The organism is Cryobacterium sp. TMT1-2-1 (assembly GCF_004403955.1).
GTDB lineage: Bacteria > Actinomycetota > Actinomycetes > Actinomycetales > Microbacteriaceae > Cryobacterium > Cryobacterium psychrotolerans.
The window spans coordinates 48,975-72,971 of sequence record NZ_SOHC01000035.1 but is presented as its reverse complement, the minus strand read 5'-3'; the positions used below and the strand labels follow the sequence as shown (position 1 = coordinate 72,971).

General features: G+C 70.3%; 20 protein-coding genes. 5 read left to right on the top strand and 15 right to left on the bottom strand.

Annotation, left to right across the window (positions count from 1 at the left end):
• Window positions 1-671, bottom strand: a 671-nt coding sequence (locus E3T33_RS06855) for a gamma-glutamyltransferase (RefSeq protein WP_174843274.1), incomplete at its 3' end; no start/stop codon positions are given.
• A 139-nt stretch (window positions 672-810) separates the two neighbouring features.
• Between E3T33_RS06855 and E3T33_RS06850 the strand changes: the two genes are divergently transcribed.
• Window positions 811-2,370 carry a CYTH and CHAD domain-containing protein gene (locus E3T33_RS06850; RefSeq protein WP_092321163.1) on the top strand — a complete coding sequence of 520 codons (1,560 nt, stop codon included), beginning with the start codon at window positions 811-813 and terminating at the stop codon, window positions 2,368-2,370.
• A 79-nt stretch (window positions 2,371-2,449) separates the two neighbouring features.
• On the opposite strand, the gene E3T33_RS06845 is transcribed toward E3T33_RS06850, so the two are convergent.
• From E3T33_RS06845 to E3T33_RS06830, 4 genes are all read right to left on the bottom strand, one after another.
• A complete protein-coding gene (locus E3T33_RS06845) occupies window positions 2,450-4,708 on the bottom strand; it encodes a S9 family peptidase (protein WP_134575006.1) in 2,259 nt (752 codons plus the stop codon).
• 44 nt (window positions 4,709-4,752) lie between these two features.
• Entirely contained in the window at window positions 4,753-5,307 is a 555-nt protein-coding gene (locus tag E3T33_RS06840; RefSeq protein ID WP_134575005.1) for a hypothetical protein, read from the bottom strand.
• Between the two features lie 352 nt (window positions 5,308-5,659).
• Window positions 5,660-7,951 carry a bifunctional diguanylate cyclase/phosphodiesterase gene (locus E3T33_RS06835; RefSeq protein WP_134575004.1) on the bottom strand — a complete coding sequence of 764 codons (2,292 nt, stop codon included), beginning with the start codon at window positions 7,949-7,951 and terminating at the stop codon, window positions 5,660-5,662.
• 126 nt (window positions 7,952-8,077) lie between these two features.
• Window positions 8,078-10,369 (bottom strand): EAL domain-containing protein, encoded by a 2,292-nt coding sequence (locus tag E3T33_RS06830; protein ID WP_134575003.1) that lies wholly within the window; start codon window positions 10,367-10,369, stop codon window positions 8,078-8,080.
• 203 nt (window positions 10,370-10,572) lie between these two features.
• Here E3T33_RS06830 and E3T33_RS06825 point away from each other — a divergent pair, with 203 nt between their 5' ends.
• The 3 genes from E3T33_RS06825 (at window position 10,573) to E3T33_RS06815 (ending at window position 13,642) form a co-directional block, all read left to right on the top strand.
• Window positions 10,573-11,067 carry a DUF2231 domain-containing protein gene (locus E3T33_RS06825; RefSeq protein ID WP_092321168.1) on the top strand — a complete coding sequence of 165 codons (495 nt, stop codon included), beginning with the start codon at window positions 10,573-10,575 and terminating at the stop codon, window positions 11,065-11,067.
• A gap of 99 nt (window positions 11,068-11,166) precedes the next feature.
• Complete coding sequence (locus tag E3T33_RS06820) at window positions 11,167-11,979, top strand: tryptophan-rich sensory protein (RefSeq protein WP_092321169.1); 813 nt, start codon at window positions 11,167-11,169, stop codon at window positions 11,977-11,979.
• Complete coding sequence (locus E3T33_RS06815; RefSeq protein ID WP_134575002.1) at window positions 11,969-13,642, top strand: DHA2 family efflux MFS transporter permease subunit; 1,674 nt, start codon at window positions 11,969-11,971, stop codon at window positions 13,640-13,642. Before E3T33_RS06820 ends, E3T33_RS06815 begins: the two co-directional genes overlap by 11 nt.
• A gap of 33 nt (window positions 13,643-13,675) precedes the next feature.
• Here the strand turns inward: E3T33_RS06815 and E3T33_RS06810 are convergent, their stop codons facing one another.
• From E3T33_RS06810 to ptsP, 4 genes are all read right to left on the bottom strand, one after another.
• Window positions 13,676-14,566: an FHA domain-containing protein gene (locus E3T33_RS06810; RefSeq protein WP_092321171.1), complete on the bottom strand. Its 891-nt coding sequence runs from the start codon at window positions 14,564-14,566 to the stop codon at window positions 13,676-13,678.
• Between the two features lie 2 nt (window positions 14,567-14,568).
• Window positions 14,569-14,832, bottom strand: a complete 264-nt coding sequence (locus E3T33_RS06805) for a hypothetical protein (RefSeq protein WP_092321172.1) — start codon at window positions 14,830-14,832, stop codon at window positions 14,569-14,571.
• A gap of 87 nt (window positions 14,833-14,919) precedes the next feature.
• Entirely contained in the window at window positions 14,920-15,222 is a 303-nt protein-coding gene (locus E3T33_RS06800) for an HPr family phosphocarrier protein (protein WP_134575001.1), read from the bottom strand.
• A 44-nt stretch (window positions 15,223-15,266) separates the two neighbouring features.
• Window positions 15,267-16,964, bottom strand: a complete 1,698-nt coding sequence (ptsP, locus tag E3T33_RS06795) for a phosphoenolpyruvate--protein phosphotransferase (RefSeq protein ID WP_134575000.1) — start codon at window positions 16,962-16,964, stop codon at window positions 15,267-15,269.
• 461 nt (window positions 16,965-17,425) lie between these two features.
• Between ptsP and E3T33_RS06790 the strand changes: the two genes are divergently transcribed.
• Window positions 17,426-18,805 carry an ADP-ribosylglycohydrolase family protein gene (locus tag E3T33_RS06790; protein ID WP_092321175.1) on the top strand — a complete coding sequence of 460 codons (1,380 nt, stop codon included), beginning with the start codon at window positions 17,426-17,428 and terminating at the stop codon, window positions 18,803-18,805.
• Window positions 18,806-18,832: 27 nt separating this feature from the next.
• Here E3T33_RS06790 and E3T33_RS06785 read toward each other — a convergent pair whose 3' ends face one another.
• From E3T33_RS06785 to E3T33_RS06760, 6 genes are all read right to left on the bottom strand, one after another.
• On the bottom strand, window positions 18,833-19,030 hold the full coding sequence (locus tag E3T33_RS06785; RefSeq protein WP_092321176.1) for a hypothetical protein: 198 nt from the start codon (window positions 19,028-19,030) through the stop codon (window positions 18,833-18,835).
• 262 nt (window positions 19,031-19,292) lie between these two features.
• Complete coding sequence (locus tag E3T33_RS06780) at window positions 19,293-20,567, bottom strand: Nramp family divalent metal transporter (protein ID WP_241982851.1); 1,275 nt, start codon at window positions 20,565-20,567, stop codon at window positions 19,293-19,295.
• Window positions 20,568-20,730: 163 nt separating this feature from the next.
• A complete protein-coding gene (locus E3T33_RS06775; protein ID WP_092321178.1) occupies window positions 20,731-21,519 on the bottom strand; it encodes an amino acid ABC transporter ATP-binding protein in 789 nt (262 codons plus the stop codon).
• The gene (locus E3T33_RS06770; protein ID WP_092321179.1) at window positions 21,506-22,174 is read right to left on the bottom strand and encodes an amino acid ABC transporter permease; all 669 of its coding nucleotides are present in this window, start codon (window positions 22,172-22,174) and stop codon (window positions 21,506-21,508) included. Before E3T33_RS06770 ends, E3T33_RS06775 begins: the two co-directional genes overlap by 14 nt.
• A 3-nt stretch (window positions 22,175-22,177) precedes the next feature.
• A complete protein-coding gene (locus E3T33_RS06765; protein WP_134574999.1) occupies window positions 22,178-22,999 on the bottom strand; it encodes an amino acid ABC transporter substrate-binding protein in 822 nt (273 codons plus the stop codon).
• 112 nt (window positions 23,000-23,111) lie between these two features.
• On the bottom strand, window positions 23,112-23,966 hold the full coding sequence (locus tag E3T33_RS06760) for a nitrilase family protein (RefSeq protein WP_092321181.1): 855 nt from the start codon (window positions 23,964-23,966) through the stop codon (window positions 23,112-23,114).
• Window positions 23,967-23,997: the final 31 nt, after the last annotated feature.

Below are 23,997 nucleotides of genomic sequence, written 5' to 3'. Positions count from 1 at the left end.
GGGGTGCCCGCCGCAGGGTCAGCCGACCCGCCGGCAGCGCTGGCCGCCGCTGCCGCGACGAGTCGCTCGAGGGTGCGCGCCCACGCCTCGTTGGTGACCAGCTCGCCCGCCGCCGGAACGCGCCCGCCCGGCATCCACCGCTCGGCGGAGCTCGGCCAGTGCTCGGTGAACAGGTCGGCGACGGCGGCTATTGTGGCCGAGACGCGGGGCAGCATCGGATGCCCCCGCCGGGCGTAGCCGATGGCGAACTCCAGCACCGGCTCCAGCTCCCAGGTGCCGTGGTCGCGCAGCAGCAGCAGCCAGGCGTCGACGGCCGCCGGAACAGCGGCGGCCAGCGCCCCCGCCCCCGGTACCAGTTCGAGGCCCTCCGCCAGGTAGTGCTCCGGGGTCGCGGCGGCGGGGGCCGGGCCCTGCCCCATCAGCACGATCGGGGCATCCGGATGCTCGGCGGTCGCGAAGATCCCGGTCATGTCGCCGCCCGGCCCGTTCAGGTGCGGCTCGACGACGTGCAGCACGAACGCACCGGCGACCGCCGCGTCGAAGGCGTTGCCGCCGCGCTCGAGCACGGCCTGCGCCGAGGCCGTCGCCAGCCAGTGCGTCGAGGCGGTCATGCCGAACGTGCCCTGCAGGGTTGGACGGGTGGTGAAGGAGTTCGCGGGAGTGTACGTCACAGGCCCACTCTGACAGAGCTCGGCGCTGGCTGCTCCCATGCAAGACTGCCCACAAGGCTGAATTGCGGACAACGTACCTTCGTTTCGAGAATGAAGGTACTTTCTCCGCAACTCAAACCGGCGACGAGACAGGGATGCCATGGCTGCGCACACACAGGCGGAGATCGAGCGAAAATACGACGTGGATGCCGCGGCCTCCGTGCCCGACCTCACCGCCGCAGACGGCATCGCCGCGGCCCGGCAGCTCGAACCGGTCACACTCACGGCGGTGTACTTCGACACCGCGAACCTCGACCTGGCCGCGCACCGGATGATCCTGCGCCGGCGCGAGGGCGGCCCCGACGAGGGCTGGCACATCAAGAAGCCCGCGAAGGAGGGCCGCACCGAGCTGCACTGGCCGCTGGGCAGCGGCACCACCATCCCCGACGAGGTGCTCGACCCCGTGCGCGCCATCGTGCGCGACCGGGCGCTGTCCCCGCTGGCCCGCATCAACACCGTGCGCACCGCAGTGCACCTGCTGGACGAGCGGGGCGAGGCCGTGGCCGAGCTGGCCGATGACGTCGTGTCGGCGTCGGATGCCCGCGGCGGGACGCTCCGCACCTGGCGCGAGTGGGAGGTCGAGCTGCTCCCGGCCGCCCCCGACACGAAGAAGGCACGCAGCAGGCTCCTCGACGCGATCGAACGGGTCCTGCTCGAGGCCGGGGCGACCCCCTCGTCCAGCGTCGCCAAGGTCGCGCAGGCACTCGGGGCCGAGTCCCTCACCGACGTCGTGCCCGGGATCGGCGCGGTGGCCGACGCAATTGCCGGGACCGCGGCATCCGTCGTCGTCGCCGCCGTGCGCAGGCTGACCGCCGCGCTCGAGAACGCCGATCCCGCCGTGCGCGCGGACCAGCCCGATGCCGTGCACCAGATGCGCCGGGCCGTGCGCCGGCTCAGCAACGTGCTCGCCGGCAACGGCCGCCTGTTCGACGCGGAGGCGGTCCGGGCGCTGCGGGACGGCCTCGCCTGGCTCGGCGGCTCGCTCGGGGATGCGCGCGACGCCGAGGTGAGCGGCAAGCGAGCGGTGCGGGAACTCGACGCCGTCCCGGCGCACCCCTCCGACGCCGCCGTGCAGGCCCGCCTCGTGGCCGATGCCCGCCGCGGATACACCGAGGCGCACCAGCGCGTGCGCCGGCTGATGTCGAGCCCACGGTACTACCGGCTGCTCGACGCCCTCGACGACTTCGCCGCGCGCCCGCCGCTGACCAAACGGTGGTCCCATCCCGCGGTCAAGGAAATCCGGCGGCAGCTGCGCCGGGACATCGCCCGGCTGCGCACCCGAGCGCGGAGGGCAGCGGCGGCCGGGCCGGTCGACCGCGAAGCCGCCCTGCACGACGTGCGCAAGGCCGTGCGGCGCCTGCGGAATGCCGTCGATGCTGTGCGCCCCGAGGCGGCCGCCGTGCTCGGCGCGAAGAAAGGCCGCGCCCTCCGCCGGATCTCGGCCGCGGCCAAGCCGATCGAGACGTCCCTCGGCGAGCGGCACGACCTGGTGCTCTTCGCGGGGCAGCTCGAGTTCGCCTCCGCGAGCGCCAACGAGGCGGGCGAGGAGACCTTCGTCTACGGGATGCTCACCGCGCGCGCGGCGAGCGAGCTCGGCGCGCCGCCCGCGGACCTCGACTCGTCGGTGCGGCGCATCGCGCGGCTCGCCCGCACCTTCTGACCCGCACGCACGCTCCAGTCCGCACTGAGTCGCGGACAAAGTACCTTCGTTTTCGAATTGAAGGTACTTTGTCCGCAACTCAGCGGGCGGAGGCGGGCAGCGCGCCTTCCCCCGACGGATGCGCGCCGGCCGCGTCGATCATCCAGGCGTAGTTGAACGCGGCCTCGCGCCAGGCGTTGTACCGTCCAGAGACGCCGCCGTGCCCCGCCGACATCTCGGTCTTGAGCAGGGCATCCGCCCCCACCTCGCGCAGCCTGGCCACCCACTTGGCGGGCTCGACGTAGAGCACCCGGGTGTCGTTCAGGCTGGTGACGGCCAGGATGCGCGGGTAGTGCGTCGCGTGCACGTTCTCCACCGGGGAATACGTGCCCATGTAGGCATATACCTCCGGATCGTGCAGCGGGTCGCCCCACTCGTCCCATTCGATCACCGTCAGCGGCAGCGACGGGTCGAGGATCGACGTGACCGGGTCGACGAACGGCACGCCGGCGAGGATGCCCGAGAACAGCTTCGGCGCCATGTTCGCCACCGCGCCCATCAGCAGGCCGCCCGCGCTGTGGCCCTCGGCGACGAGCCGGTCGGGCGAGCTGTACCCGCAGTCGATCAGGTGCGTCGCGCACTCGATGAAGTCCGTGAAGGAGTTGCGCTTGTGCAGCTTCTTGCCGTGCTCGTACCAGAGCCGGCCGAGCTCGCCGCCGCCGCGCACGTGGGCGACCGCGAAGATCATCCCGCGGTCGAGGAGGCTGAGCCGGGAGATGCTGAAGCCGGGGTCGATGCTGTGCTCGTACGAGCCGTAGCCGTAGAGCACCGTCGGCGCCGGTTCGCCCGGGGTCACGAGGTCCTTGCGGTAGACGAGGGAGATCGGGATGCGCGTGCCGTCGTCCGCGACGGCCCACTCCCGGCGTTGCTCGAACAGGGTCGGGTCGTAGAGTCCGAGCACCGGCTGCTGCTTGAGCAGGCGCAGCTCGCCCGTGGCGACGACGTGGTCGTACACCGTCGACGGCGTCACGAAGCTCGTGTAGACCAGGCGGATCGTCGGCTGGTCCCACTCCGGGTTGCCGGCCACGCCCACCGTGTACAGCGGCTCGGTGAACTTCAGCTCGGTTAGGCCGCCGTCGTCGTGGTCGTGCTCGTCGTGCCGGGCAACCGCCACCCGCGCGAGCCCCTCCTTGCGGTACTCGATCACGATGAAATCGCGGAACGCGTCGACGCCCTCGAGACGGATCCGCTCGCTGTGCGGAAGCACCACCCGCCTCGCGCCTTGCGGGTCGGATGCCGCGACGCTGACGAGCTCGAAGTTGACCGCCTTGTGACCTTCCGGGCCGCCGTTGTGCACGATCAGCAGCCGGTCTGTGCCGCCGAGCACGGCGTGCTCCACGTCGTATTCGACGCCCTCCTGCCGCGGCCAGACCACGACGAACTCGCCGGTCGGGTCGGCGGCGTCGAGCAGCCGGGTCTCGCTGGTCACGCTCGAGCCGGCTTCGATGACGAGGTACCTGCGGCTGCGGGTGCGCCCGACGCCCACCCAGAAGCGCTCGTCGGGCTCGTGGAAGACGTTCACGTCGGCGGATACCGCGGTGCCGAGCTCGTGCCGCCACACGGTGTCCGGCCGCCAGGCATCGTCGACCGTCGTGTAGAACAGGTAGCGCCCGCTCGGGTCGAACATGGCGCCCTCTGACGTGTTCGGAATCTCGTCCGGCAGGTTCGCACCCACCGCGGTGCCCACCGCTGCGCCTCCCGCCGCTCCCGCGGCGATCGCCCGCACCCGGATCGTGTACCGCTCGTCGCCCTCGGTGTCGACGGCGTAGAGCAGCAGGGTGCCGTCGGTGCTGATGTCGAAGCTGCCGATCGCGAAGAAGTCGTGGCCGGCCGCCTCCACGTTGTCGTCGAGGAGCACCTGCTCGCCGGGCAGCCCCGCCCCGCCCGAGCCAACGTCGCCCGAGCCAACCTCGCAGCCCGAGCCTGCCCCGCCGCCCGAGGCTGCCCCGCCCCCCGCCAGCACCGGCGGAGCCCAGTCGTCCGAGTCCGAGATCGGCGCCCGGCAGTGGATGCCGTACTCCTGCCCCTCCACCGTCCGGGTGTAATACCACCAGCCGCCGCGGCGCACGGGAACGCTGAGGTCGGTTTCCAGAGTGCGGCCCTTGATCTCCTCGAAGATCTGCTCCTGCAGCAGTTCGAGGTGAGCAGTGCGGGCATCCGTGAAGGCGTTCTCCGACTCGAGGTGCGCCACCACCTCCGGGCTCTCCTTCTCGCGCAGCCACTCGTAGTTGTCCACGTACACGTCATTGTGGTGGGTACGCGGCTGGGGCTTTTTCGCGGCGGCAGGAGGAATGTTCATGAGCCCCAGCGTACGTCGCCGAGGCCCGAGGAGGTGTCGGGCTGCTAGCGCCAGGGCGTCGCGTCGACCTGGATCGCCACGACGTAGAGGTGCCGGCCCAGCTCGATCTTCTCCACCTCGTACACCCGCACCCGGGTCTGCGGGTTCGTGTCGGCCGGTCTGCCGACGCCGATGCCGTAGGTGACGTATCCCTCGAAGTCGCCGGCGGAGGCGTACCGGGTGATCGCCGGGTAGCCGATGACGGGCGCCGGCGCCGAGACGATGCTCGAGGTGCCGTTTTCAAGGTGGGCCTGGGCCGTTCGGAAGACCACCCGGAGGATCGACTGGCTGCCCGGCATCGGGATGTTCGCCCCGCTGCCGTCGGCGATGAGCTTCGGCACGTACTCGATGTCGTAGCTCGGGAAGCCGCTCTGGAACCGGAAACTCATTTGGTCATACGGCGGGTTGTCCGACGGATGCGTGCCCGCGGCGATCGAATACAGGTACGGCAGCGGCGGCGCGGGCGGCCCCGCGATCGGCACCGGGAACTCGTGCTCCACCCGATAGGGCTCGCCGGGACCGGGCCAGCCCCAGTCCTGCACGATGCGTGAACTGATCACGCGGTCGCCCGAGTTCGGAGGCGCCGGCTCGTCGTCCGGCGGGGGAGTGGTCGTCGGCGTCGGCGCGGACGAGCCCGACGGGGACGGGGACGGCGAAGGCGAAGGCGACGGGGTGGCGGTGGCCGTCGATGGGGAGGTGCTCTGCCCGGGAATCGGCGCCGGCGTCGTGCAGGCGGTGAGGAGGAAAACCAGCGGCAGCAGCACCAGCGGTGCCAGCCGGCGAGGTGCCGTCTGGGCGGCGCGGCCTGCCGAACGGTGTGCACAACCGAGTCTCATCAGGTCCCCAATCGATTGCGTCCCGACCCCTCAATCGCAGTCTGGCCCCGGCGCGACTGCCGCACAAGGCGGGCACTCAGCGCCCGGCGCCCTCCGCAGCCTGGAGCGCAGTGGCCGGCAACGGGCGCCCGGCCAGCCAGAGGTCGAGTTCGGCCGCGGGTACCGGCCTCGACAGGTGGAAGCCCTGGGCGTGGTCGCAACCGTAGCCGACCAGCTCGTCGTAGGCGGCGGCATCCTCGACCCCCTCCGCGACCATGCGCAGGCCGAGGCTGTGGGCGAGGTTGATCGCCCCGGCGACCAGGGCGGCGGCCCGGGGATCGCCGGACATCGGCATGACGAAGGACCGGTCGAGCTTGAGCTCGTCGATCGGAAGTTCCCGCAGGTAGGCCAGCGAGCTGTAGCCGGTGCCGAAATCGTCGATGGCGATCCGGATGCCGCCGCCCCGGAGCCTGGTCAGGATCGTGCGGGCCTTGTCCCGGTCGGCCATGAGGAACTCCTCGGTGATCTCGAGCATCAGGGCCTGCGGCGGCAGGGCGCGCGCCTCGACCATCGCGATGATCCGCTCGGGGAGCTCGGCGTTTTTCAGGGAGCTGGCGGAGAGGTTGACCGAGACCGTGAGCGGGGTGCCCTGTTCCTGCCAGCGTGCGGCCTGGTCCAGTGCCTGCCCGAGCACGAGGCAGGTCAGCTCGGGCATGAGCCCGGCCTCCTCGACCAGGCCGAGGAAAGCATCCGGGTAGAGCAGACCGCGGGCGGGGTGGTTCCACCGCACGAGGGCCTCCGCGCCGTGCACGGCGCCGGTGGCGAGGTCGACCTTGGGCTGGTAGTGCAGGATCAGTTCGTCGGTGCTGAGGGCGGTGCGCAGGTCCTCGAGGGTGCGCAGCCGGTTGTCGCCGTGGGTGTCATCGTCGCTGACGTAGACGTGGTGCCCGCTGCGGGCATCCTTGGCCCGGTACATCGCCAGGTCGGCCCGGCGCAGCAGGGTGCCGAGATCGGTGCCCTGGTCGGGGAACAGGGCAACCCCGATGCTGACGTCGACGGTGAGGGCGATGCCGGCGAGGGTGAACGGCTCCGCGAGCGCCTCCTGCAGCCCGACGGCGACGGCCACCGAGCGGAGGTACCCGGTGTCGTCGAGCAGGACCGCGAACTCGTCTCCGCCCAGGCGCGCGAGCAGGTCGCTGCCGCGCAGGTGGCTGGACAACCGCTGGCCTACCTGCACGAGCAGCTCGTCGCCGACGTCGTGGCCGAGGCTGTCGTTGACCTCCTTGAACCGGTCGAGGTCGAGCAGCAGCAGCGCGCGGGGGCGGTCCGGAGCCGCGACCAGGCGCACCGGGACCTCCGCATAGAGCCGGCGTCGGTTCGGCAGCCCGGTCAGCTCGTCGGTTCCGGCCTGACGCCGCAGCAGCCGTTGCCGGAAGATCAGCGGGACGGCAGCCAGGCCCATCGTGCCGCTGGCCAGCACCAGGGCGAGCACCGACAGGGGGATTCGGCTGCCCAGGATGAGGACGCCCAGTGCGGCGAGCACCGCGACGGCGGGCACGGCGAGGGCCGGGGTGGATGCGGACGTTCGGCCGTGGCTTCCCCGGCGAACCGTGCCCTCAACCCACAGGGTGATCAGCGCCAGCCCGATCGGCCAGCTCGCGTCCAGCAGGGTCCCGACGGCGTAACGCCCCTCGAGTTCGAGGAGGGCATAGGCGACGTCGGCGGCCGCGTAGACGAACAGGCCCAGCACCAGGAGGCCCCACCGGCGGCCGATATCGAGGCCGTGGGTCGCGGCAATCCCGACGACCGCGGCCACGAGGAGCAGGTCGAACAGGGGATAGGCGACCGCGACGGCGACGGCCAGGGCAGACGGACCGGCCGCGGCGGAAACCAGGATCGGGCCGAGCAGCACGGCCAGCACCGCGGCCGCGCCGAGAGAACCGACGGCTCCATCCAGGACGACCGGCCACGCCAGCCCGCGTGCCTCACGCCGCACCAGCGAGGCCAGGGCGGCCAACATCAGCGGGTAGAACAGCAGGTAGCCGACATCGGCCCAGGAGGGGAACGGGGCCGCCGCGGCGCCGTCGAGCGCGAGCACGTAATACGTCTCGCCGAGCGCCGACGAGGTGACGGCCGCCGCGGCGAGGAGGATCTCGGGCCGCCGGAATCGGGTGCGGAGCGAGGCCAGCCAGAAGACGGCAACGGGCACCCACTGGGTGAGCAACGCCAGAACGCCGTCGACGAGAAAGCTGAATCCGTCGCCATGCAGCACGAGTCCGCCGATGTACGCCCCGAGCAGGATGCCCATGGCCCAGACCAGCCCGGTGTTCACGTGGGCGGCAGCGCGTGCCCGTGCGCGGGGGTGGGTGAGGCGGAAGGTAGAGAGCACTGAAGATCCTTGTGTTACGCCCCGCGTCCAGCCCCCTGGTTCGCCCGAGCCTATCTCGGCTTGAGGGCGGAACCGGGGCGCGACACCGTGCGGGCATCGGCGAATATCGGACAAACCGGATCGCGGCTAGACGGCGAGCGCGGCCTCGGCGCGGCCGGCCAGCCAGCGCTCCAGATCGGCGGCGGGGATGGGCCGGGACAGGTGGAAACCCTGGGCGTGGTCGCAGCCGAAACCGACCAGTCGGTCGTAGGTTGCGGCATCCTCAACGCCTTCGGCCACCATGCGCAGGCCGAGGCTGTGGGCGAGGTGGATTGTGGAGGCGACCAGGGCGGCGGCCCGGGGATCGCCGGCCATCGGCATCACGAAGGAGCGGTCGAGCTTCAGCTCGTCGATGGGCAGGTCGCGCAGGTAGGCCAGCGAGCTGTAGCCGGTGCCGAAATCGTCGATGGCGATCTGGATGCCGGCGTCTCGCAGCCTGGTCAGGATCGCCTTGCCCCGGCCTCGGTCGGCCATCAGGAAGTCCTCGGTGATCTCCAGCGCCAGGGCGGAGGTCTCCAGGCCGCGCTCGTCGACCATGGAGGCAACCCGTTCGGGCAGGTCGGCGTCCATCAGCGAACTGGCGGAGAGGTTCACGGCGACGGTCAGGGGCGTCTCCCGGACCTGCCAGATCGCCGCCTGGTCGAGGGCTTTCCGCAGCACGAGGTTCGTCATCTCGCGCATGAGCCCGGCCTCTTCGACGAGCTCGAGGAACGCGTCGGGATAGAGCAGGCCGCGCACCGGGTGATGCCAGCGCACCAGCGCCTCGACGCCGTGCACCTCGCCGGTGTCGAGGTCGACCTTGGGCTGGTAATGCAGCACCAGCTCATCGCGGGACAGGGCGGTTCGCAGCTCCTGCAGCGTGCGCAGCCGGTCGTCTCCGTGGCGATCGTCCGCGCTGACGAACACGTGGTGCCCGGTGCGCGCTCCCTTCGCCTTGTACATGGCCATGTCCGCCCGGCGCAGCAGCGCGCGGAAATCCTTGCCCTGGTCCGGGTACAGCGCGATCCCGATGCTGACGTCCGTCTGAACCGCGATGCCGGCGAGGGTGAAGGGCGCAGCGAGCAGCCCGTGGAGAGTGGTGGCGACGGCGACCGCCCGGTCGGAGCCCGCGTCGTCGAGAAGGATGGCGAACTCGTCTCCGCCCAGCCTCGCCAGCAGGTCCCCGGCGCCCAGGTGCCCGGACAATCGCTGACCGACCTGAACAAGCAGCCGGTCCCCGATGTCGTGGCCGAGGCTGTCGTTGACCTCCTTGAACCGGTCGAGGTCCAGCAGCAGGAGCGCGCTTCGCCCGCCCGCGGCATTCGTCAGGCGGTCGGGGATATCGGCGTACAGGGCACGCCGGTTTGGCAGCCCGGTCAGGTCGTCGGTGAAGACCTGCCGGCGCAGGTCATTCATCTTCATCAGCTCGCGAAAGGCGAGCTGTGTGCGCACCGCGGCGAAGATCAGGGTGAGGGCGGCCAGGGCGACCGCGAGCACGGATTCCTGTTTCTGGCTGCTCAGGATCAGCACCGTCAGCCCGGCCGCGGTGGCTGCCGCGGGCACCACCAGGGTCCACGCGCCGGCCTGCGACCGCTCGGCACCGGCGGGGGAACGCTCGGCGCCGTCGACCCAGACCGCCACCAGGGCGAGTCCGATGGCCCAGCCGGCGTCGAGGGCGGTGCCGACCTCGTAGGTGCCCGCAGACACGCGCAGCGCATAGACGACGTCGGAGGCGGCGAGCACGAGCAGTCCGAGCGTCAGCAGGATCCAGCGACGTCCGCTCTGGAAGACCTGGGTGGCTGCGATGCCGACGACGGCCGCGACGAGCAGGAGATCGAAAAGGGGAAAGGCGATCGCGACGACGGTTCCGAGCGACAGCGGACCGGCGACGGCCGATTCCAGGACCGGGCTCAGCAGGACCGCCAGAACCGCGGAGGCGCCCATTGCGCCCACGGCGCTGTCGAGCAGCACAGGCAGGGTGAGGGCGCGCAGACGGCGGCGGATGAGCACGGCGAGGGCGACCAGCATGAGCGGATAGAACAGCAGGTAGCCGACATCGGCGAGGGAGGGGAACGGGACCTCCGTGGCCCCTGCCGCGGACGCGACGACGTAGTAGGTGTTGCCCAGGGCGAAGGAGGTGACCGCGACCGCAGCCAGGACCACCGTGCCCCGTCTGAATCGGGTGCGGACCGCGACAATCCAGCACACGACTGCCGGAGCGTACTGCGCCGCCAGCCCGAGCCATCCGTCAACCAGAAGACTGAACCCGGTGCCGTGGAGGGACAAGCCGATGAGGTAGGCGCCAAGCAACAGCCCCATGCCCCACAGCGACCAGGAAGGGCGCGGGCTCGCCGTGCGGACGGGAGCGAGCAGCTTGGGTGCGCGAAAAGGTCGTCCCACGCAGCGCCCCCTTGTACCGTCGTCATTACCCCCGGTTTGCCGAGCCTACCAGCGGTCGACGCGGGGCCGCGTGCCGCGCCGCTCCTGGCGGTCGAGTTGCGGAAAAAGTCCCTTCCCGGGCGCCGGGAAGGTGTTTTGTCCGCAACTCAATGGCGTGGTCTGGCCTATTCTGGGAGCCGACGGCGGGCCCTCGGCCGCCCGGGATGGAGAAGGCATTGGGCGAGATCAATGGCCTGCCGGCGCATGTGCTGCTGATCCACTTCGTGGTGATCGTCGTGCCCCTGGCCGCACTGTGCGCCCTGCTGGCCGTTGCCTGGCCGGCAGCGCGCCGCAGGCTCGGCATCGTGACGCCGCTCATCGCCCTCGCGGCGCTCGTGTCGGTGCCCCTCACGACGGAGGCCGGCGAGTGGCTCGAGGAGCGGGTCGTGGAAACGCCTTTGTCCGAAGCGCACGTCGAGATAGGTGAGTCGCTGCTGCCATGGGTGATCGCGCTCTTCCTGCTGACCGCGGCCCACTGGGCGTGGTGTCGTTACGTCGCCGTCCCGGACGGCCGGTTCTCCCGGCTGGTCCCGGGCCGGCAGTCCCGGCGGGTCATCACCCTGGTGCTCGCCGCCGGTTCGGTCGTCACCGTGGTTCTGATTGGCGAATCCGGCGTGCGCGCGGTCTGGTCAGGGAATGTGAGCAGTGGGGAGAACTAGCGGCCGGCCGGCTGAGTTGCGGAGAAAGTACCTTCCCCGGCGAGGGGAAGGTACTTTCTCCGCAACTCACCTTCCGGCGCGCAGGATGAGGAGATTCTTGTGACAGAGCACCGTGATTCGCTGCGCCAGGCCGTCGTGGCGGGGAGCGCCGTCATCGCCATCATCGGGTCGTTCATCGGGTCGGGGGCGGCCGGTGGCACGCCCATCCAGATGGCCTCCGGCGGGGCGCTGTCAGCCGACGCGACGCCGATCGCCCCGGCCGGGCCGGCCTTCGGCATCTGGTCGGTCATCTACCTCGGCCTCGTCGCGTACGCGATCTGGCAGTTGCTGCCGGCGCAGAAGACGGATGCCCGCCAGCGCCGCCTCGGCTACCCGGTGGCCGCATCCCTGCTGCTGAATGCCGCGTGGATCCTCAGCGTCCAGTTCGACCTCCTGTGGCTGAGCGTTCCCCTGATCGTGCTGCTGCTCGCCGTGCTCGTCCAGGCGTTCCGGATCAGCCTCGCATCACGGCCGAGGAGCCTGGCCGAAACGGTCGTCGTCGACGGCACGATCGGCCTGTACCTCGGCTGGGTCTGCGTCGCGACAGCCGCCAATGTGACCGCGGTGCTCGTCGACGCCGGCTTCGACGGGTTCGGCATCGACCGCGACGTCTGGGCGGTTGGCGTGATCGCCGTGGCCGGGCTCGTCGGCGTGCTGCTCGCGGTCGCCGGCCGCGGTCGGCTCGCCCCCGCAGCGTCGCTGTGCTGGGGCCTGGCCTGGGTGGCCGTCGCCCGGCTGAGCGGCGAGTTGCTCTCCACGCCCACCGCGATCGCGGCGATCGTCGCCGTCGTCGCTGTCGCCCTGGTCACCGTGGCAGTGCGGGTTCGCACCGACAGGACCGGTTCGGCCGATTGGTCAAGGCATGACCGGTGATAGCCCGGCCGTAAGAGCATCGGCCGCGGACGCCAGGGCGGCCCGACGTCGCTGGACCGGGCTCGTGTTCATCAGCATCGCGGTCGCGCTTATCATTGTCGATTCGACGATCGTCAATGTGGCCATCCCGTCGATCGTCGACGACCTCGACATCAACTCCACCCAGGTGCAGTGGGTGCAGGAGAGCTACACGCTCGTTTTCGCGGCTCTCGTGCTCGTGTTCGGCACGTTCGCCGATCGCTTCGGACGCCGGCGCATCCTGCTGCTGGGCGTGGTGCTGTTCGCCGTGGCTTCCGTCTTCGCTGCCCTGGCCCAGACCGGCGACCTGCTCATCGCCTCCCGGCTGGTGCAGGGCGTCGGTGGCGCGATGGTGCTTCCGGCGACGCTCTCGCTGCTGAACGCCACGTTCCGCGGACGGGAACGTGGCATCGCCTTCGCCATCTGGGGCTCGACCATCGGCGGCATGGTGGCCGTGGGGCCGCTCCTCGGTGGCTGGCTCACGACCTACTACTCCTGGCGCTGGGCGTTCGGCATCAACGTGCCGCTGGGCGTGATCATCATCGTCGGCGTGCTCTTGTTCGTGACGGAGTCGAAGGAGGCGGGCGCGCCGCGGCGGGTCGATGTGGTCGGGGCAGTGCTGTCGGTGCTCGCCAGTGGGAGCCTCGTATTCGGCCTGATCGAGGGCCGCAGCTACGGCTGGTGGCTGACGGACAACCCGCCCACGGTTGGCGACTGGACCTGGCCATACGAGCTGTCGATCATCCCGATCGTGTTCCTGGTGACGATCGTCTCCGGAGTGGCCTTCGTCTGGTGGGGCCTCTACCGGCAGCGCGCGGGCAAGACGACGCTGCTTGCCTTCTCCCTGTTCACCATCCCTTCGTTCCGGAACGGCAACATCGCGGCCCTGATCGTGTCCCTGGGCGAGTTCGGCATCATCTTGTCGCTGCCGCTCTGGTTGCAGAACGTGCTCGGCTACGACGCACTCCAGACCGGGTTTGTCCTGCTCGCGCTCGCGCTCGGGGCCTTCGTCGCCAGCGGACTGGCCGGCGCGTTTGGCAACAAGATCTCACCGGCCACCATTGTGCGCGCGGGCATCCTGGCCGAGATCGTCGGGGTGGCCGGCCTCGGCGTCGTCATCTCCGCCGAGGCGACCTGGCTCGTGGTGGTGCCCTTCCTGTTCGTCTACGGCCTCGGCGTCGGCCTGGCGACGGCGCAACTGACCGGGGTCGCGCTGAAGGACGTGCCCATCGAGCAGAGCGGCCAGGGGTCGGGGACGGCGAGCACGTCCCGGCAGATCGGGTCGGCGCTCGGGATCGCGATCCTGGGCACGGTGCTGTTCACGTCGGTCGGGGCCTCGCTGGACGCGAAGCTCGCGGACGTGCCCGGGGTCCCTGCGTCGGTTCGCACGGAGATCGTCGACGTCGTCGTGGACAGCGCCGGATCGGCGATCCCGGCGCTCGAGAAACGCAGCCCCGAACTGGCGGATGCCGCCCGCGATGCGTTCAGTGACGGCACCCGGTACTCGGCCTTCGCCGCAGCCGGGTTCCTGCTGCTCGGCTTCCTCGCTTCCCTGCGACTGTCGGGCCTGGCGCCGCACCACGAGCCGGAAGGGCCGACCGGGGGCGAACCGGCCGCGACGCGCAAGGCGGCAGGGTCGGCGTAGGCAGGGCGCGGGGAGCGCCGGGGCCTCGGAGGCTCAGTCCTCGCCCTCAAGGGCACCGGACCGACGGGCGGGCTGCGGCTTCTGATAGGCCAGCTCGCCGCCGGCGCGTCCACCGAACGGCCGACCGTGATCGGCGTATTCCTCGCGGAAGAACGCCATCCGCCAGGGTCCCATTTCGATCCGTGCCCCGGTTCGCAGTACGGTCCCGGGCTGCCCGGGCACGCTGCCCGGACGGACGGTGCCGCCCACAGGTCCGAGCGGGTAGAGGACATACTCGTCGTTCTCGTCGTGGCGGATCTCGGCGTGCTGCAGCCGCAGGCCATTCAGGCGGAGGTCCGCCGTGGGAGCGCTGCCGATGGTCGTGACGGTGGGCAGTAGATCGAACTCGCGGGGCATCTGCCCGTGCCAGTTCTCTGAGCCGATGACGAAGATGAGCCGCGGCCGCCCGGCACCCGGCGCGTAGTGGGTGGTGGTGGCGCGGCGCTTGATCCTCCGGTTGAAGGTCGGAACCAGCGGAAACAGAGTCGGTGGCGGCAGTGGCACCGCCGCCGGGGCAGAGGCTCTATTGCGACGCAGCAGCAGCGGGGCCAGCACGGCGCGGCTGCCCAGCGAGATGTTCGGCGAGCGGGTCACGATTCGCTGGACGAGCGGCGCGCTGACCGCGCCGATACGCCCGATCAGGCCCTCCGGACCGGACAGCGACACGGTGAGCCCGCGCTCGGCGAGCTCGGCCGCGATTTCGCGCAGATGCCGGAGCATCGCCGCGCTGCCCTGGACGAACAGCTCGGGGTTGCTGGTGAAAATCTCCACCTCGGTTCCGCCGGCTCTGATCGTGCCCTGCATCGCCTCGGCGGCCGAATCTGGCGTGCCCGGCTCGGTCAGCGAGAAGGTCAGGTCGATGTCCAGCCGGGTGAGCGCGGTCATGACTAGCTGCGGGGCGTGTCGGTGACGGTGGGCTGGCCCTCGCTCGTCGTCACCCGGAGCGTGCCGTTCAGCTTCCAGGTCGCCCGCGGCGCATCCGGACCGATATCGCGGGGCACCTCGACGGTCATGTCGAGGAAGCTGTAGTCGATGACCGCGCTCCTGCCGGTCAGGTACGACCACATCTCCTTGCCGAGATCCGTCCAGTCGCGAATGCTCCGGCCCTCCGGTCCGCTCGCTGTGGTTGCGGTGTCCTGCTCTTCAGCCACGATGTCTCCTCCCAGTCAGTGCCCGTGTGTTGTGGCCAGAGTAGCCAAGCTACCTGCTGAGGGGAAGGGCCCGTCCCGGGGCTCCGACTACTCGGCGTCGAGGTCGGTTTCGAGCAGCGTGATGAGCGCCCCAAGCGCCGCAACCGCGCCCTCGCCCTCGCCCTCGCCCTCGCCCTCGGCCTCGGCGCGCAGGATGACGATGTCGCTGTTGGCGGCACCCAGGCTCATCAGCGACAGGATGCTCGAGGCATCCATGGCGTCTTCGGCCGCGTTGTCTTCCAGGGCGATGGGAACCTCGATGGTCAATTCGCCCACCGCCTCCGCGAAGATGCCGGCGGGGCGGGCGTGCAGGCCGACGCGGCTGGCGATGACGGCTTTGCGTTCGTGGATGGTGTTTGCTCCTGGGTATGGGCGGGCTCGCGGTGTGAGTGCGGTTACAGGCCGAGGTCTTCGAGTATGGGCAGGTGGGCGCGGACGGCGGCCCGGGCATCCGTCGCGCTGGAAGCGGAGAGGGCGAGCTGGGCCAGCTCCCTCGCCTGGTCGAGCGTGACCCGGCTCAGCACCGCATGGACGGCCGACAACGACCGGGCGGTCATCGACAGGGTGGAGACGCCGAGGCCCACCAACACGACGGCCAGGGCCGGGTCGGCTGCGGCCTCACCGCACACGCCGACCGGTTTGACCTGGCCGGTGTGGTGTCCCTCGGCCCGGGCGCCGACGACGGTGAGCCGGATCAGCTGGAGCACGGCAGGCTGCCACGGGTTGTTCAGCGCGGCGAGGGGGCCGAGCTGGCGGTCGGCGGCCATCGCGTACTGGGTGAGGTCGTTGGTGCCCAGGCTGACGAAGTCCACTTCTCTCAGGATCGCCTCGGCGGTCAGAGCGGCCGACGGTACCTCCACCATCACGCCGGGCGTCTTCAACCCGGCGGCGGCGCACTGGGCGGCGAAGCGCCGGGCCTCCTCGGCCGTGGCGATCATCGGGGCCATGACCCACACCTCGGCCGCGGAAAATTCCGCCGCGGCAAGGATGGCTGCCAGCTGGCGCTCCAGCACTCCCGGGCTGGACGTGTCCGTGCGGTACCCGCGCACGCCCAGGGCGGGATTGGGTTCGGTGGCGTCGGTCACGAAGGGCAACGGCTTGTCGGCGCCGGCGTCGAGCGTGCGCACGACGACCTTCTTGCCGGGGAAGGCGTCCAAGACGCCGCGGTACGCGGCCACCTGCTCATCAACGGACGGCTCGGTGTCGCGGCCGAGGAAGCAGAACTCGGTGCGCAGCAGGCCGACGCCCTGGGCGCCAGCCTCGGCCGCGGCGACCGCGTCGGCGGCGCCGCCCACGTTGGCCAGCAGGGGAACCGGGTGGCCGTCCGCCGTGCCGCCGTTGCCGTCGAAGACGGCGAGCGTGGCGGCCAGGGCGACCCAGGCCTCCGCCGCGGCGACCTCGGCCGGGCCGGGGCCCACCGTGAGGGTCCCGGCGGCCCCGTCGACGTATACCTCCGTGCCGTCGTCGAGTTCGTCGACGCCGACCGCCGCGACGACGGCCGGTAGGCCGAGCGCCCTCGCGATGATGGCCGTGTGCGACTGCGGGCCCCCACCCGAGGTCACCAGGCCCATCACAATCGACGGGTCGAGCGTCGCTGTGTCGGCCGGGGCCAGATCCTCGCCCACGAGGATGAACGGCGTGTCGGAGTGCGGGATCCCGGGCGCGGGCACCCCACGCAGCTCGGCCACGATCCGGGCGCGCACGTCGAGCACGTCCGCGGCCCGTTCGGCCATGTAACCGCCGAGGTTGTGCAGCATTTCCGCCACGGATGCCCCGGAATCCCAGATCGCCCGCTCCGCCGAGGTGCCGGCGTTGATGAGCGTGACCGCGCCCTCGATCAGCAGTGGGTCGGTCGCCATCAGGGCCGTCGACTCCAACACGGCCTTGCCGGCGCCCTGCGCTCCCTCCGAGCGGCGTTTCAGCTCGGCGTGCACGGCCTTCGAGGCGGTGAGCAGCAGCGCCGAGGCGTCGTCCGGCGTGCTCGACTCGGCCAGTCGTTCGCCCTGGGCGGGCTCGCCGACCGGTTTGGGCATCTGCCGGACGGATCCGATGATCCGGCCGGGGCTGACGCCGACTCCTGGAAAGACTTGCATGGAACGTCCTCGATTCTTGGGGCGAAGCATCCGAGGTGGGAATCCAGCCGGGGATGAGGGCGGAGTCTTCGGCTGAGTGATGCAGGTGCTGGCCCTGCGCTCCAACGACTGTAGCTGCGCTTTTCTTTTGTGTGTCACGCCATACCAGACGAACAAAGAGATGCGGGCTGCCGATGACCGGTCCGCTTTCCCTCTCCGACACGGGCCGGTGCAGGGCGCAATGCCCCTCAACTGGGGGTTACGTGCGCGTCCCGATGGGACAAGTCTGTCTTCACTGGTCGCCCGCAGGGGCCCCGGTTGCAGCTCCGACGCCGCACACGATGCTCCGAAACGAGGTGCTGAAACATTGCGAGCCCCCACGGCTCGCCACGGCAGTGACGACTTACCCCCGGCACTTTCCGTTTTTCGTCCCTTTTCGAGGGGCGCGCAACACCGTGTACTCAACCCGAAGGAGTCCGCAAATGAATCTCACCTCCGCTCAACACGACAGAGCAGCGGGAACGCTGCTCGGTCTTGCCTGCGGCGACGCGCTGGGCGCCGGCTACGACTGCCTCGAGCCCATGCCGGACGCCGCGTTCGTGACCATGGGGGGCATGGCGAGCCTCGGCCTGGACCCCGGCGAGTGGTCTGACGACACCGCAACGGCGATCGACGTCGTCGGAGCCGCGGCCGCGGCCGAGGACCTTCGGAACGAGGGCGTCCAGCGCGGGCTCGTCCCGCAGTCGGGCGCCGCCGTGCACAAGCACAGCGAGCAGCGCTCCGGCCGCGTCGACAACAGCTCGCTCCTGCGCAGCGCCGGCGTCGCGCTCGCCTACCTCGACGATCCGGTGGCGCTCGCCGAGGCCGCACGGGCGATCAGCGCACTCACCCACGACCAGACGGATGCCCAGGACGCCTGCGTGCTCTGGGCGCTGGCCGTGCACCATGCCGTCCTGCACGGCGAACTGAACGTGCGGGTCGGGCTCACCGCCCTCCCCCGGGAGCGTCAGACGCCGTGGTGGCGACGGCTGGACGATGCCGACCGCCTTCCGCCGTCGGCCTTCGACCGCAACAACGGGGTCGTGGAGGCGCTGCAGGGAGCCTGGTCCTCCCTCGTGCACCTGGACGTGATCGCCGAGATCGGACAGACGGATGCCGACTTCCTCCGCCAGTCGATCGAGAACTCGGTTCGCGCCGGCCGCGGGGCCACCCACGTGGCCGCGATCACCGGCGCGCTGGCCGGCGCCCGCTGGGGCGCGTCGGCCGTGCCCGCAGAGTGGCGGCGCATCCTGCACGGCCGCCCGGGACTCCGCGCCCCCGACCTCGTGCGGCTCGCCGTGCTCGCTGCCCGAAAAGGCGCGCCGGACGCACACGGCTGGCCGAGCGACCAGCGCATCGAGTACGAGAGGTACGGCGGCACCGCGGCGCTGGTGCGGCATCCGCACGACAGCGGTGTGTGGCTCGGCGGGGTGGGGGCGCTGGACCGGCTCCCGGCCCAGGTTGACGCCGTCGTCTCACTCTGCCGCGTGGGCACGGCGCAGGTGCCCGCCCGCATCCGCGACCACATCGCGGTGTGGCTCGTCGATGACCCGCGCCCCGAGATGAACCCCAACCTGGACTTCGTGCTCGTGGACACCGTCGACGAGATCGCCGCGCTGCGCGCGGAGGGGCACATCGTGTTCGTGCACTGTGTTCAGGCGATCAGTCGCACGCCCGCCGTCGCGGCGCTCTACGCCTCGCGGCACTGCCGGATTCCGCTCGAGCAGGCGCTCGCCGACATCATCGAGGTGCTCCCCGCGGCGAAGCCCAACCCCGCCCTGCGCGACGCGCTCGCACCAAGACTGATGCGGGTCGAGCACTGATCCGGGCCCGGCACTGATCCGGTCGTGCTAGTCGGGCCCGAAGGTGGTGATGGTCGCATCGGGGGCCGATCGCTCCATGTCGAGCACCGCCAGCGTGGCCATGTAGACCAGGAGCACGATCGACGCGGCCAGGTAGACCGATATCCGGGAACGGAAGGCGCCGCCCACCGTGCGCTCGAACCGTCGCAGGCGCAGGTACCTGAGCAGGCGCAACGGACGGAGCACGGGAAGGGCGACCCCAGCAGTTCGAAAATATGGCTGCCGAACCAGCGTTTGCGATCGGTTGTGAGGGCGAGATTGGCCAGGTAGTTCGTCAGGAAGGCCAGCCAGGTGGCGAAGATGACCGCTTTCGCGATGGCCGCTCCGGCCCCCTGCAGATCCCCGATGACGCGCCAGGAGTAGGCGATCAAGAAGACCAGCGCCGCCAGGTTCAGCGGCCCTTCGACGATTCTCCGCCAGCGGGCCTGGTCATGCCCACACTCTAGGACTACACCGCGAACGCCGGGGCGATGGCCACAACCAGCTGCTGCACGCCGAGGATGCCGAACAGCAGCGCGCAGACGCCGAGCGCGATGTTGGTCGGCAGCTTGTTGGCCCACTGGGCCGAGATGCGCTTGCCGTTCAGCAGCCCCAGCAGGGTGATCGCCAGGAACGGCATGAACAGCGAGCCGAGCACGCCGTAGGCCAGGATCAGGCCGATCGGCTTGCCGAGGAGCAGCAGGAGCATCGGCGGGAACGTCAGCCAGAGCACGTAGAACCGGAAGTACTTGCCGCCGATGCGGGTGTCCGGGTGTCCGGATGCCTTGCCGCGCATGTTGCCCCAGAAGTCGGCGAACATGAGCGAGACGCCGTTCCACACCCCGATGATCGAGGAGAAGGATGCGGCCCAGAAGCCGACCAGGAAGCCGACGCCGACCACGTCACCGTACTTCTCGCGCAGCACGGTCGTCAGCTCGAGCAGGCCGGTGTCGTCGGCGCTGAGGGAGATGCCGGCGGCGCGAACGACCTCCGCGCCCACGATCAGCATCGCGATGACGAAAATGCCGGTCAGCACGTAGGCCATGGAGTTGTCGATCCGCATGACCTTCATCCACTTGGGCGTGTACCAGCCCTTCTCGCGCAGCCAGTAGCCGTACGCGGCCAGGGTGATCGTGCCGCCCACGCCGCCGGCGAGCGCCAGGGTGTAGAGGATGCCGCCGTCCGGGATCATCGGGACCAGGCCGGTGACCATCTCCGGGATGTTCGGCGCCGCGATGATCGCGAGGCCGACGACCGTCACGAACATGAGGCCGACCAGCACGGCGGTGATCTTCTCGAAGAAGCTGTACCGGCCGAACCAGACCATCACGAATCCGAGCAGGCCCATGATGACGGCCCAGGCGGTCAGCGGCACCGCCGGGAACAGGGCGGCCAGGGGCAGCGCGGCCGAAGACATCGCCGTGGCGCCGTAGACGAAGCCCCAGATCATGATGTACGGGCCGAAGTACCAGGTGGTCCACTTGCCGAGCGAACGCCACCCCTCGAAGATCGTCTTCCCGGTGGCGAGGGTGAAGCGGCCGGCGCCTTCGACCAGGACGATTTTGAGGACGACCCCGAGGATCACCGCCCAGAGCAGGCCGTAGCCGTATTTTGAGCCGGCGACGAGCGTGGCGACCATGTCGGCCGCGCCGACACCCGTGGCCGCGACCACCAGGCCCGGCCCGACGACCTTCCATTTTGCGGGGGCGCCGCCGTCATCATCGACGGTTGCGGCGTGATCCACTGGTTCGAGAGAGGCGTTATGAGCTGTGACCATGACCGGTGCATTCCTAACGTTGACGCCCGGGTGGCTTCTCTGCCGCCGGGCGCTTGACGTCGTTCACCCTCTCACAGGGCATTCGCGGGCGCCTAACGGGCTCGCGCGGCGAGCGAGCGTCCGGCAGCCCCTAGAAGGGGAAGAGCAGGCGGTGCAGGAACTGCTTCGTGCGCTCGTGCTGCGGGTGGCGGAGCAGCTGTTTCGGGTCGCCGCGCTCGACGATCACGCCGCCGTCGACGAACGCGACCTCGTGCGCCACCTCACGGGCGAACTCGAGCTCGTGCGTGACGATCACCATGGTCCAGCCCTCGCGGGCGAGTTCCTTGATCAGGCGCAGCACGTCGCCGACGAGCTCCGGATCGAGCGCGGATGTCGGCTCGTCGAACAGCAGCAGCTGCGGCTTCAGGGCCAGCGCGCGCACGATCCCGACGCGCTGTTGCTGGCCGCCGGAGAGCTCGAACGGGTAGCTGTCCCTCTTGTCGCCCAGCCCGACCCGGTCGAGCAGGGCCAGCGCCTCGGCCACGGCGTCTGCGCGGGGGCGCTTCTGCACGCCGACGGGTCCTTCGATCACGTTCTCGAGCACGGTCTTGTGCGGGAACAGGTTGTAGTGCTGGAAGACCATGGCCGAACGGTCGCGCAGGGCGCTGAGCCGCTTCTTCGGCGGGGCCTGGGCGAAGTCGATCGAGAGTTCCCCGGCCACGTCGATGGTTCCGCCGTCGGCCAGTTCCAGCCCGTTCAGGCAGCGCAGGATGGTGGTCTTGCCGGAGCCGGACGGTCCGATGAGGGCGAGCACCCGGCCGCGGTCGACGGTGAGGTCGATGGAGTCGAGCACCCGGTTCGCGCCGAAGCTCTTCCGCAGGCCGCGCACGGCCAGCAGCGGCGGCTGCGTCTTCGCGGGCGACGGGTCAGTGGGCGACATAGCGGTCCAATCGCTTCTCGAGCATGCCCTGTCCCGACGACAGGACCAGGCAGATCACCCAGTAGAGCAGCGCGGCCTCGAGGTACAACAGCATGAATTCCTGGCTGAACGCCGCGATCTCCTGCGCCTGCCGGAACAGCTCGGTCACGAGGATCAGCGAGGCGAGGGAGGTGTCCTTGACCAGGCTGATGAACGTGTTCGACAGCGGCGGCACCGAGACCCGGGCGGCCTGGGGGAGGATGATCCGGCCGAGGGCCCGCCGGTGCGACATCCCGATCATGTACGCGGCCTCCCACTGGCCCTTGGGCACCGACAGGATCGCGGCCCGGATGACCTCGGCCGCGTATCCGCCGACGTTGAGCGAGAACGCGACAACGGCGCTCGGCCAGGGGTCGATCACCAAGCCGATCGACGGCAGCCCGTAGAAGATCACGAATAACTGCACCAGCAGCGGGGTGCCGCGCACGATCGAGATGTACCCGCGGGCGATCCCGGACACCCAGGCCCGCCCGGACAGCCGCATCAGCGCGAGGCCGAGCGCGAGCACGAGCCCGATTGCGAACGACGAGAGGGCAAGCGGGATGGTGCCCCGGATCGCCCCGTCGAGCAGCGGCCAGAAGGAGTCGAGGACGAGCTGCCAGGTGGACTCGGTCATGGTCTACTTGCTGACGTCGACCCCGAAGTACTTGTTCGAGATTTTCGCCAGCTCCCCGGATGTGGTGAGTTCGGCGAGGGCCGTGTCGACGGCGCGAGCGAGGGCCGTGTCGCCCTTGGCGAAGGCGAAGGCGTTCTCGGACTGCTCCTCGGTGGTCGCCGCGACCTTCAGCCCGGATGCCCCGGTCTGCTTTTTGTAGTCGAGGAAGGTCAGGCTGTCGTTCACCGTGGCATCCACCCGGCCCTGTTCGACCAGGGCAACGGACTGCGCCCAGCCCTCGACGGCCTGGATCTTCGCGCCGGACTCCTCGGCGAGCGCGTACCAGTTGCTGCTCAGCGACTGGGCCGTGCTCTTGCCGGACAGGTCCTCGAACGAGGTGATCGACGAGTCGCCCTTCTTCACCACGACGACGCCGGTGGAGAACGTGTACGGGGTGGAGAACTCGTACTCGTCGACGCGTTCGGGCGTGATCGAGACCTGGTTGGCGACCACGTCGAAACGGCCGGCCTTGAGGCCCTGGAAGATGGCGTCCCACTGCGTTTCCTCGAATTTGACCTCGACGCCCAGCTTGTCCGCGACGGCCTCGATGACCTCGACGTCGTAGCCGGTCAGCTTGCCGGAGCCGCCCTCGTGATAGGTGAACGGGCGGTAGGTGCCCTCGGTGCCGACAGTGAGGGTACCGGATTCGTGCACCGCCGCCAGGGAATCGTCGGTGGGAGTGCCCGTGGCGGAGATCGCGTCCGTTCCCGCCCCGCCCGCAGCGCAGCCGGACAGTGAAACGGCGATCACGGTGAGGGCTGCTGCGGTGATGAGGGAACGCTTCATGGGATTCGGAGCCTTACGGTATTGGGGTCTGCGATCGCCAAGCGGCGACGTCCGAGCGTAACAAGCATCACGGGCCGGTGAATATTCCGGTTACGCCCGATTGCCGACGAGGTCAGTGCTGCGTGAGGCGGGTGTAGAGGGCCGGGCGACGGTCGGCGTGCACGTCGTTCCGGTCGCTGATGCCCTTGGCGCGCGCCTCGGCCAGGTCGACGGTCGCCAGCACCAGCGTCTCCTCGCCCAGGCTGATCGGCGTGAGCGGGAAGCCGTCGGCGTCGACGATGACGCTCCCGCCGAGCCAGTCCTGTCCGCGCTCCTGCCCGGCACGGTCGGCGGCGGCAATGAACATCCGATTGACGGTGGCGCCGGCCTGCACCTTCACGATCTCGGTCGGGCGCTCGCCCGCCGGTCTGGGATACAGCGGCCAGTTGACCGGGCAGCAGAGCAGTTCCGCGCCCTCGAGGGCCGCCGAGCGCACCCACTCCGGGAATTCGAGGTCGTAGCAGATGAGCACGCCGATGCGTCCGAACGCGGTATCCACGACGGGAGGGGCGTCCGAGCCCGCGCTGAAGAGGTTGTCCTTCTCCCGGTCCCAGAGGTGTGCCTTGCGGTAGCGGGCACGCAGCCCGGTCTTGTCCACGAGCACGGCCGAGTTGTAGACGAGGCCGTCGTCACCGGCCTCGGCGAAGCCGGCCACGATGACGAGGTCCAGCTCCCGGGCGAGGGCCTCCCACTGGCGAACGGATGCCCCGTCCAGCGGCTCGGCCGCGGCTCGAAGCTCCGCGAGGTCCTCGAACATGTAGCCGGTGTTGGCGAGCTCGGGCAGCACGACGATGCGTGCCCCGGCATCCGCGGCCCGGGTGACCGCGGCGCGCAGCCGGGCGAGGTTGCCTGGCGTGTCGCCCACAGCCAGGGAAACCTGACAGCAGGCGACACGGATCGGGCCGGCACTCGACTGGCCGTTACTCATCGGGCCGCTACTCATCGCGCCGTTACTCATC